Source organism: Guyparkeria sp. (genome assembly GCF_046545975.1).
Taxonomy (GTDB): domain Bacteria; phylum Pseudomonadota; class Gammaproteobacteria; order Halothiobacillales; family Halothiobacillaceae; genus Guyparkeria.
Genome location: NZ_JBKGYT010000071.1, coordinates 1 through 9,296, shown reverse-complemented (window position 1 = coordinate 9,296; position 9,296 = coordinate 1). Strand labels below are relative to the sequence as shown.

The following is a 9,296-nucleotide window of genomic DNA, read 5'->3' as shown; positions in this document are numbered from 1 at the left end:
CGTCGGGCTCATAACCCGAAGGTCGCAGGTTCGAATCCTGCTCCCGCAACCAGATCGAAAATCCCCGGCACCGGCCGGGGATTTTTTTGCTCCCCCGCCGGGCATTCGAATGGGTAGCCCTTGACAGGGAAAGCGCTCGGCGTACAATGCGCCCCAACAGACGCGGGATGGAGCAGTTCGGTAGCTCGTCGGGCTCATAACCCGAAGGTCGCAGGTTCGAATCCTGCTCCCGCAACCAGATTGAGAACCCCTGACTCGGAGACGCATCCAGTCAGGGGTTCTTTCGTTGTGCCCGGCTCCCGCGTTCGCCGTGGTTGACCTTGCGACCACCGGCATCCCGGGACCTTTCCCTCGTGCCACGTTTCGAGCGTCTAAAGTTCAGTGAACACGTGCCCGAGAATCATCACCCCGACGGGAGGGATACCGGATGGCACCGGGATCGCACAGGCCACGCAAGCAACTGATCATCGGCTGGCGGGAGAACGTCGCCCTGCCCGAGTTGTCCATCGGGCGGATCAAGGCCAAGATCGACACGGGTGCCCGGACGACGGCCCTGCATGCCGAGGATGTCGAGGAATTCTGGCGCTACGGTCACCCCTGGGTACGCTTTCTCACCCCGCCCTACCACGCCCGGGACTGCGAACCGGTGTCCGCCCGTATCGTCGATCGGCGCGCCATCAAGAACACCAGCGGCGTGCCCCAGACGCGTATCGTCATCCACACCACACTGGTGCTCGGAAACCGACACTGGGGGATCGATGTCTCGCTGACGGACCGCAAGGAAATGGGCTTCGACCTGATCCTCGGACGGACCGCGGTCCGTCGCCACGGCTTGCTGGTCGACCCGGGGCGATCCTTTCTCGTCGGTCCGCCGAGGGGCGGCCTGATTTCGTCATTGAACCTGTCCACGGAAGATCCGAGCACAAGGGACAGGACCGCTTGAGGTGGAGCTTTCATGAATTTCGCGATGCTGGCCAGAAACGCCGATCTCTATTCCCACCAGCGGCTGCGCGAAGCCGCGGAGGAACGTGGACACAGCCTCGAGATCATCGACACGCTGCGCTGCTACATGAACATCGCCACGCGACGCCCCGAGATCTACTACAACGGCGAGAAGCTGCCCCTGTACGACGCGGTGATCCCGCGCATCGGCGCCTCGGTGACCTTCTACGGCCTGGCGGTGCTGCGCCAGTTCGAGATGATGGGGGTCTTCCCGATGAACGAGTCGGTGGCCATCGAGCGCTCCCGCGACAAGCTGCGCTCGATGCAACTGCTCGCCCGGTCGGGCATCGGGCTGCCGGTGACGACCTTCGCCCATGACCCCAAGCAGACCGACGAGGTCATCAAGCTGGCCGGCGGAACCCCGGTGGTCATCAAGCTGCTGGAGGGCACCCAGGGGATCGGGGTGGTGCTGGCCGACACCGACCGCTCGGCCAAGTCGGTGATCGAGGCCTTCCGCGGCGCCGGGGTGAACATCCTCGTGCAGGAATTCATCAAGGAGGCCGGGGGCACCGACATCCGTGCCCTGGTCGTCGACGGCAAGGTGGTGGCCACCATGCAGCGCAAGGGCGCCGAGGGCGAGTTCCGCTCGAACCTCCACCGCGGCGGCAGCGCCCAGGCGATTCGCATCACCCCGGAGGAGCGCTCCACCGCCGTTCGGGCGGCCAAGGCCATGGGGCTCAACGTCTGCGGCGTGGACATGCTCCGGTCCAATCACGGACCGGTGGTCATGGAGGTCAATTCCTCGCCGGGGCTGGAGGGCGTGGAGAAGGCCACCGGCATCGACATCGCCGGCAAGATCATCACCTTCCTCGAGAAGAAGGCCCGGCCCAACGCCACCCGCACGCGGGGCAAGGGCTGATGCCTGCCCCGTTTCGCATCGGCGACCAGGAAGTCGCCCCCGGCGAGCGCCGTATCGTCGACCTCCCGGTCAGCATCCTCTCCGATCACACGCCCGTGACCATGTCCGTCCACGTGGTGCACGGGCGCCGACCCGGGCCGGTGATGTTCGTCAGTGCCGCGGTCCACGGCGACGAGGTGATCGGGGTGGAGATCGTGCGACGGCTCCTGAGGGCCCGCAATCTCGAGACCCTGCGCGGCACCCTGCTCGCCGTGCCGATCGTCAACGCCTTCGGCTTCATGAACCAGTCGCGCTACCTTCCCGACCGGCGCGACCTCAACCGGTCCTTCCCCGGTGGACCGAAGGGCTCGCTTGCCGCACGGCTCGCGCACCTGTTCATGGAAGAGATCGTCGCCCGGTCGGACGTCGGGATCGACCTGCATTCGGCGGCGATCCATCGCGGCAATCTCCCGCAGTTGCGCGTCGCCTCGACCACGAAACGCGCCCTGCAGATGGCCCAGGCATTCGGCGCGCCGGTCATTCTCAAGTCCGAACTGCGCGAAGGCTCCCTGCGGCAGGCGGCGATCGATCGCGGGGTCGATCTCCTCCTCTACGAGGCCGGCGAGGCACTCCGCTTCGACGAATTCGGCGTTCGCGTCGGCGTCTCCGGCTGCCTGCGCGTCATGCATGCCCTCGAGATGATCCCCTCCAGGGGCATCCGGGAAAGCCGCGTCAAGCCCATGGTCAGCACCGGCAGCCGTTGGGTCCGGGCGCCGGTGGGCGGGCTGTTGCGAACCTTCCGCAACATCGGCGACTCCGTCGATGCCGGCGAGACGCTGGGCATCATTTCCGATCCGTTCGGGCAGGTGGACATCGAGGTGCCGGCCCCGGAGGCCGGTCTCATCATCGGACGCAACAACCTGCCCGTGCTCAACGAGGGCGACGCCCTGTTCCATGTCGCCCGGCTGGCGTCGCGGGCCCAGCCGGAGCAGACGCTGGACACGCTGGTCGCCCACCTGGATGCCGATCCGCTCTTCGACGAGGACGAGATCATCTGAGCGGGATCCTGCCGCGGCGCGTCCCGGCGAAGGCGGCAGAAATGCTAATCTGTCCCATCCGCACCACGCCACCGCAAGACACGAGACCGCACCCGATGGCCAACCCGCTACTCGACACGCCCGACCTGCCCCGTTTCGATTCCATCCGACCCGAGCACGTCGAACCCGCCATCGACCACATCCTGGCCGACAACCGCGAGCGGATCCGCCGGCGCCTAGCGCAGGGCGCGCCGTTCACCTGGGAGAACTTCGCCGCCCCGATGGACGAGATGGCCGACCGGATCGACCGTACCTGGGCGCCGGTGAGCCACCTCAATGCCGTGATGAACGGCCCCGAAGTGCGCACCGCCTACGAGGCCTGCCTGCCCAGGCTCTCCGACTACGCCACGGAACTGGGTCAGAACGAGGCGCTCTACCGCGCCTATGAAGCGATCCGCTCCGGCGAGGAGTTCGATGGCCTTTCTGCGGAAAGACAGAAGGTTATCGAAAACACCTTGCGCGATTTCCGCCTGTCCGGCGTCGACCTGCCCGATCAGGACAAGGCCCGCTTCAAGGCGTTGAAGAGCGAGCTGTCCCGGCTGACGACGACCTTCGCCAACAACCTGCTCGACGCGACCAATGCCTGGTCACTCACGCTCACCGACGAGGCGCGGCTTGCCGGCGTCCCCGAATCGAGCCGGGCGATGTTCCGTCAGGCGGCCGAGGCGGAAAACGAACCGGGCTGGCGCATCACGCTGGATTTCCCCAGCTTCATTGCGGTGATGACTCATGCCGAGGATCGCGATCTCCGGGAGACCGTTTACGAGGCCTTCGTCACCCGGGCCTCGGACGTGGGCCCGCACGGGGGCCGCTGGGACAACACGCCGGTCATGGAGCGCATCCTGGCGATCCGGCACGAAATCGCGGGCCTGCTCGGGTTCGCCAACTACGCCGAACGCTCGCTGGCCACGAAGATGGCCGACAGCCCGACGGCGGTGCTGGATTTCCTCGAGCGCCTGGCCGAACAGGCCCTGCCCCGGGCCCGGCAGGAGATCCGGGAGCTCGCCGAGTTCGCCCGGGACGCCGGCGGCCCGGAGGAACTCGCCCCCTGGGATGTCGCCTTCTACAGCGAGAAGCTCCGCGAGGCGCGCTTCTCGATCTCGCAGGAGCAACTCAAGCCGTACTTCCCGGCAGACCGGGTGGTCGACGGGCTGTTCCAGGTGGTCGGGCGCCTGTTCGGCATCCGGGTCACCGAGCGACCAGACGTCCCGGTCTGGCACCCCGACGTGCGCTTCTACGAGATCCACGACCGTTCGGGTGAACGGCGTGGCCGCTTCTATCTCGATCTCTACGCGCGCAAGCACAAGCGAGGCGGGGCGTGGATGGCCGACTGCATCCAGCGCCGACGCCGCGAGGACGGCAGCCTGCAGGTGCCCGCCGCCTTCCTGACCTGCAACTTCACCCCGCCGACGGGCGACGCGCCGGCCCTGCTCACCCACGACGAGGTAACCACCCTGTTCCACGAGTTCGGCCACGGGCTGCACCATCTGCTCACCCGGGTCGAAACCGCCGGCGTGGCCGGCATACAGGGCGTGGCCTGGGATGCGGTGGAACTGCCCAGCCAGTTCCTGGAGAACTGGTGCTGGGAACGCGAGGCGCTCGACCTGTTCGCCCGCCACCACGAAACCGGTGAACCCCTGCCGCAGGCACTGTTCGAGTCCATGCGGGCCGCACGCCAGTTCCAGTCCGGCATGCAGATGGTGCGTCAGCTGGAGTTCTCGCTCTTCGACCTGATCCTGCACCAAGAATACGATCCCGACACCGGGGCGAGAATCCAGGAGACGCTGGACCGGGTCCGCCGACAGGTGGCCGTGATCCAGCCCCCGGAATACAATCGCTTCCAGCACGGGTTCGCCCATATCTTCGCCGGCGGATACGCCGCGGGCTACTACAGCTACAAGTGGGCCGAGGTCCTCTCCGCGGATGCCTACTCCCGCTTCGAGGAGGACGGCGTGTTCAACGAGCGGACGGGCGCCGACTTCCTGGTGCACGTCCTCGAGCGTGGCGGCAGCGAGGACCCGATGTCACTCTTCAAGGCCTTCCGCGGCCGGGAGCCGAGCATCGACCCGTTGCTGCGGCAGCATGGCATCACCGCGAAAAGCTGAGACTCCGATGAACCACGGACAATTGTCACCCTGGTCTCCCGAACGACCCCAGCGCCCCGGGCCATTCGTCTGGCTCGTCGGCGGGGCGGCCCTGTTCATCCTCCTGGCCGGCCTGAAGACCGTCAGCCACATCGTCACGCCGTTTCTCCTCGCGGCGTTCCTGGCCATCATCAGCGCCCCACTGATGGCCTGGATGCAACGCCGAGGGGTACCGAGCCTCGTCTCGATCCTGCTGCTGTTCTCGCTGGTCGGCTTCGCCTTCTTTCTCCTGTTCCTGGCGTTGCAAGGGGCGGCGGAAAGCCTTGCCGTGCAGGCGCCGCAATACCAGGCCAAGCTCGCCGGCTGGCTGGACCACATCCGCAACGAACTCGAGGTCCGCGGCGCCCCACCGGAACTGCTGCCGGAGACCATCCCGCTGCCCCAGGCCAGCACCGTCACGGGAATGGCGACCGGCATCGCCACCGGCCTGGGCCAGTTCACCGCCCATACCCTGCTGGTACTGCTGGCGTTCATGTTCCTGCTGCTCGAGGAACGCACCCTGGCCGACAAGCTGACCGCCGCGTTTCCGGGGCGCCGCCGGGCGCGGGTGCGCACAAGGCGCTTCCTGCGGTCGGTGTACCGCTACCTGCTGATCAAGACGGGCGCCAGCCTCCTGACCGGTTTGCTGGTCGGCGTGGGGCTGAGCTTCCTCGGCATCGATTTCGCCATCCTCTGGGGCATTCTGGCCGGCCTGCTGAACTTCATCCCGACGATCGGCTCGTTCATCGCCGCCATTCCTGCCCTGCTTGTCGCCATCGTCAGCGCCGACCCGCTGGATGTCGTGCTGGTCGGCATGCTCTATCTGGTCGTGAACGTCAGCATCGGCAGCATTCTCGAGCCAAGGCTGCTTGGCCGGTCGCTGGGACTGTCGCCCGTGATCGTGCTCGTCTCGCTGCTGGTCTGGGGCTGGGTGTTCGGGCCGATCGGCATGCTGCTGGCCGTGCCGCTGACCATGATCGCCAAGCTCGCCCTCGACTCCAATCCCCAGACGCGGTGGGCCGGGATCCTGCTGAGCGATCGGGTGCGGCGCACACCCACCGTGTCCCGCAGCGCAAGCGACGGGGCCAGCGAATCATGAGCGGATTCTTCCTTCCCATGCAGTACGGACCGCACCGGGCAGAACAATGAACCGGCGGGATGCCCCCGCGGTCGATCCCGGGGAGGAGGCACTCGGACGGTCACGGGCGGTCCAGTCCACCCAGACCGGCCCGCACGAGGCACTCGAGGCCGTGGTCGCGCGCCACGCGGAAAACCGATTCGCCAAGCCCATCGCCGAGTACAACCGCCAGGCGTTCGCCTCGGTCGCCGATCGGGTCGACACGGATGAGCGTTCGCTGATCCTGGATTCCGGCTGCGGAACCGGCGACAGCACCCGCCTCCTCGCCGCGCGCCACCCGGACCACCTCGTGGTCGGGATCGACCGTTCCGCCGACCGGCTCTCGCGCCGACGCACGACCACTCCGGAAAACTGCCTGCTCGTCCGGGCCGACCTGATCGACTTCTGGCGGCTGGCGCAACAGGCCGGCTGGCAGCCGGCGCACCACTACCTGCTCTACCCGAACCCCGAACCCAAGTCCCGGCATCTCAAGCGACGCTTCCACGCCCACCCGGTCTTTCCCGCCTTCGTCGCGCTCGGCGGCCGCATCGAGGCGCGCAGCAACTGGCGCGTCTACCTCGAGGAACTGTCCATCGCCCTGGAATTCCACGGACGAGCGACCCGCCTCTCGCCGCTGGATATCGGTCCGGAACCTCTGACGCTCTTCGAACGCAAGTACGCTGCCAGCGGCCAGCCACTCTGGCGCCTGACGACCACGGACTAGAAACGAGGTCAGAACGACCGCCTTCGGCCATTCCAAGTGTCGGCGCGGGTTGACAGCCGCGTTATGGTGACTGGCTGCGTGATCCCGAAGGACCCTTGAACAATCCGTCAGTTCGGTGCCTATACTCGAACGGACTTGAGGGATCGGATCAAAGGTCGCTCGAGATCAACAAACCCGGCCAGAATCCGTCATGCAACCGCAAGAGGAGCCAACTGCATGTTCAAGAAAATCATGGTGCCGGTGGACCTCGCGCATCTCGAGGCGCTGGAAAAGCCCCTGACCGTCGCCGCCGACATGGCGCGGCACTATCACGCCGCTCTCTGCTACGTGGGCGTGACGACGTCACAGCCAAGCTCGGTCGCGAGAACGCCGGAGGAGTATCGCCAGAAGCTCCAGGCGTTCGCCCACGAACACGCCCCCGACAACGGCCACGAACCGGACGCGCGGGTCTACAACAGCCACGACCCTGCGGTGGACCTCGACGACTTCCTGATCAAGGCCGTCGACGATATCGGGGCAGACCTCGTCGTCATGGGCACGCATCTTCCCCACCATATCGACGCGATCATGCCGGCCAACGGCAGCAAGGTTGCCGCGCACACCGATGTGTCGGTCTTCCTTGTCCGTCCGTGAGACGACTCGTCAACAATCGCCAATCAGAAACGAATCGACTACGGAGAGCATCTCGTGGACAACAAACCTGAAAACTCCCCGGATACCGGCAACGAATCGGTTGGCATCCCGGCTCCCGAGGGCCCGGCCAACCTGATCGACACCGACTACAAGATCGGCCAGGACAACTACCAGGCCGCCCCGATGGGCGTGAACATCGACATCCACGGTGCGGTGTTCGCCTTCTCGTCCCTGGTGATCATCGCCTTCGTCATCCTCACGCTCGCCCTGCCGGACCAGTCGAGCGCGATGTTCGACGGCGCCAAGAACTGGATCAACTCGAACATGAGCTGGTTCCTGATCGCCTCGGCGAACGTGTTCGTGATTCTCTGCCTGGTGCTGATCGTCTCGCCGCTCGGCCGGGTACGCATCGGCGGCGCGGGCGCCAAGCCTGACTTCAGCTACCTTTCTTGGTTCGCGATGCTGTTCGCCGCGGGGATGGGCGTGGGCCTGATGTTCTACGGCGTCTCCGAGCCCATGACGCACTACGGTACCGCGCTCGACGGCATCAGCGTGGGCGAGGACGGGGCGCGGACCGACTCGGCCCCGCTGGGTGCGGCCGAAGGAAACGAGTCCGCAGCCATGAGCCTTGGCATGGCCGCAACGATCTTCCACTGGGGGCTTCATCCCTGGGCGATCTACGCGATCGTGGCGCTGTCGCTGGCAATCTTTTCCTACAACAAGGGCCTGCCCCTGACGGTACGCTCGATGTTCTACCCGCTGCTCGGTGAACGCATCTGGGGCTGGCCGGGGCACGTCATCGACATCCTCGCCGTATTCGCGACCCTGTTCGGGCTCGCCACCTCCCTCGGCATCGGCGCGCAACAGGCCGCAGCGGGCCTGTCAGCACTGTTCGACGTGCCGGAGGGAAACACCACGCTGGTGCTCCTGATCGCGGCGATCACCGCCGTCGCGGTGGTGTCGATCGTCCTGGGCGTGGACAAGGGGGTCAAGCGCCTGTCGGAGCTCAACCTGGCACTGGCCTTCATCCTGCTGATGTTCGTGGTCATCGCTGGGCCGACCCTTCTGATCGCGACCGGCTTCGTGAAGAACCTGGGCTCCTACGTGGCCGAATTGCCGTTCCTCTCCAACCCGTTCGGCCGCGACGACGCCAGCTTCAGTCAGGGCTGGACCACGTTCTACTGGGCCTGGTGGATCAGCTGGTCGCCGTTCGTCGGCATGTTCATCGCTCGGGTCTCCCGCGGCCGATCCGTGCGCGAGTTCCTCACGGCCGTGCTCCTCGTGCCCTCGACCGTATCCGTCTTCTGGATGACCGCCTTCGGCACCACCGCGATCGACCAGGTGCAGAAGGGGTTCGAGGGCGCTGCGGACGCCGACCTGCCCCTGCAACTGTTCGAAGTGCTCGGACAGATGCCGCTTACCGAGATCACCTCGTTCGTCGCGATATTCCTGGTGATCGTGTTCTTCATCACCTCGTCGGACTCCGGTTCGCTGGTGATCGACACCATCACGGCCGGCGGCAAGATCGACGCCCCCAAGCCGCAGCGGGTCTTCTGGGGTGTCATCGAAGGGGCAATCGCCATCGCGCTGCTCGTCGGCGGCGGCCTGACCGCGCTCCAGTCGGCAGCGGTCGCCGCGGGGCTACCGTTCACCGTGGTGCTGCTGGTGGGCTGTTACGCCATCGTCAAGGGTCTGATGAGCGAACCGCGAGGCAAGGCGCCCAAGCCCTAAGGAACCGGGCGTGATGAAAAAGGCGGCCACC

8 protein-coding genes and 1 tRNA gene are annotated in these 9,296 nt (G+C 66.3%); all 9 read left to right on the top strand.

The genetic code is table 11. The features are described from left to right. Positions 1–161: 161 nt before the first annotated feature. A tRNA-Met gene (locus tag ACLFMY_RS07215) sits at positions 162–238 on the top strand. 189 nt (positions 239–427) lie between these two features. Beyond that, positions 428–943: an ATP-dependent zinc protease gene (locus tag ACLFMY_RS07210; protein ID WP_410763939.1), complete on the top strand. Its 516-nt coding sequence runs from the start codon at positions 428–430 to the stop codon at positions 941–943. A gap of 12 nt (positions 944–955) precedes the next feature. Continuing rightward, complete coding sequence (rimK, locus tag ACLFMY_RS07205; RefSeq protein WP_410763938.1) at positions 956–1,861, top strand: 30S ribosomal protein S6--L-glutamate ligase; 906 nt, start codon at positions 956–958, stop codon at positions 1,859–1,861. Further along, entirely contained in the window at positions 1,861–2,898 is a 1,038-nt protein-coding gene (locus ACLFMY_RS07200) for a succinylglutamate desuccinylase/aspartoacylase family protein (protein ID WP_410763937.1), read from the top strand. The genes rimK and ACLFMY_RS07200 overlap by 1 nt, the downstream gene beginning before the upstream one ends. Before the next feature lie 95 nt (positions 2,899–2,993). Further along, positions 2,994–5,042: an oligopeptidase A gene (gene prlC, locus ACLFMY_RS07195; RefSeq protein ID WP_410763936.1), complete on the top strand. Its 2,049-nt coding sequence runs from the start codon at positions 2,994–2,996 to the stop codon at positions 5,040–5,042. Between the two features lie 7 nt (positions 5,043–5,049). Next, positions 5,050–6,159 (top strand): AI-2E family transporter, encoded by a 1,110-nt coding sequence (locus tag ACLFMY_RS07190; protein WP_410763935.1) that lies wholly within the window; start codon positions 5,050–5,052, stop codon positions 6,157–6,159. Between the two features lie 46 nt (positions 6,160–6,205). After that, entirely contained in the window at positions 6,206–6,901 is a 696-nt protein-coding gene (gene trmB / locus ACLFMY_RS07185; RefSeq protein WP_410763934.1) for a tRNA (guanine(46)-N(7))-methyltransferase TrmB, read from the top strand. 216 nt (positions 6,902–7,117) lie between these two features. Further along, positions 7,118–7,534 carry a universal stress protein gene (locus ACLFMY_RS07180; protein ID WP_410763933.1) on the top strand — a complete coding sequence of 139 codons (417 nt, stop codon included), beginning with the start codon at positions 7,118–7,120 and terminating at the stop codon, positions 7,532–7,534. 54 nt (positions 7,535–7,588) lie between these two features. After that, positions 7,589–9,265 (top strand): BCCT family transporter, encoded by a 1,677-nt coding sequence (locus tag ACLFMY_RS07175; protein ID WP_410763932.1) that lies wholly within the window; start codon positions 7,589–7,591, stop codon positions 9,263–9,265. Positions 9,266–9,296: the final 31 nt, after the last annotated feature.

Bases quoted from the DNA above. Each gene is read 5' to 3' on its own strand.
- rimK (WP_410763938.1), top strand. From the start codon at position 956: ATGAATTTCGCGATGCTGGCCAGAAACGCCGATCTCTATTCCCACCAG.
- ACLFMY_RS07190 (WP_410763935.1), top strand. From the start codon at position 5,050: ATGAACCACGGACAATTGTCACCCTGGTCTCCCGAACGACCCCAGCGC.
- trmB (WP_410763934.1), top strand. From the start codon at position 6,206: ATGAACCGGCGGGATGCCCCCGCGGTCGATCCCGGGGAGGAGGCACTC.
- ACLFMY_RS07210 (WP_410763939.1), top strand. From the start codon at position 428: ATGGCACCGGGATCGCACAGGCCACGCAAGCAACTGATCATCGGCTGG.
- prlC (WP_410763936.1), top strand. From the start codon at position 2,994: ATGGCCAACCCGCTACTCGACACGCCCGACCTGCCCCGTTTCGATTCC.
- ACLFMY_RS07180 (WP_410763933.1), top strand. From the start codon at position 7,118: ATGTTCAAGAAAATCATGGTGCCGGTGGACCTCGCGCATCTCGAGGCG.
- ACLFMY_RS07200 (WP_410763937.1), top strand. From the start codon at position 1,861: ATGCCTGCCCCGTTTCGCATCGGCGACCAGGAAGTCGCCCCCGGCGAG.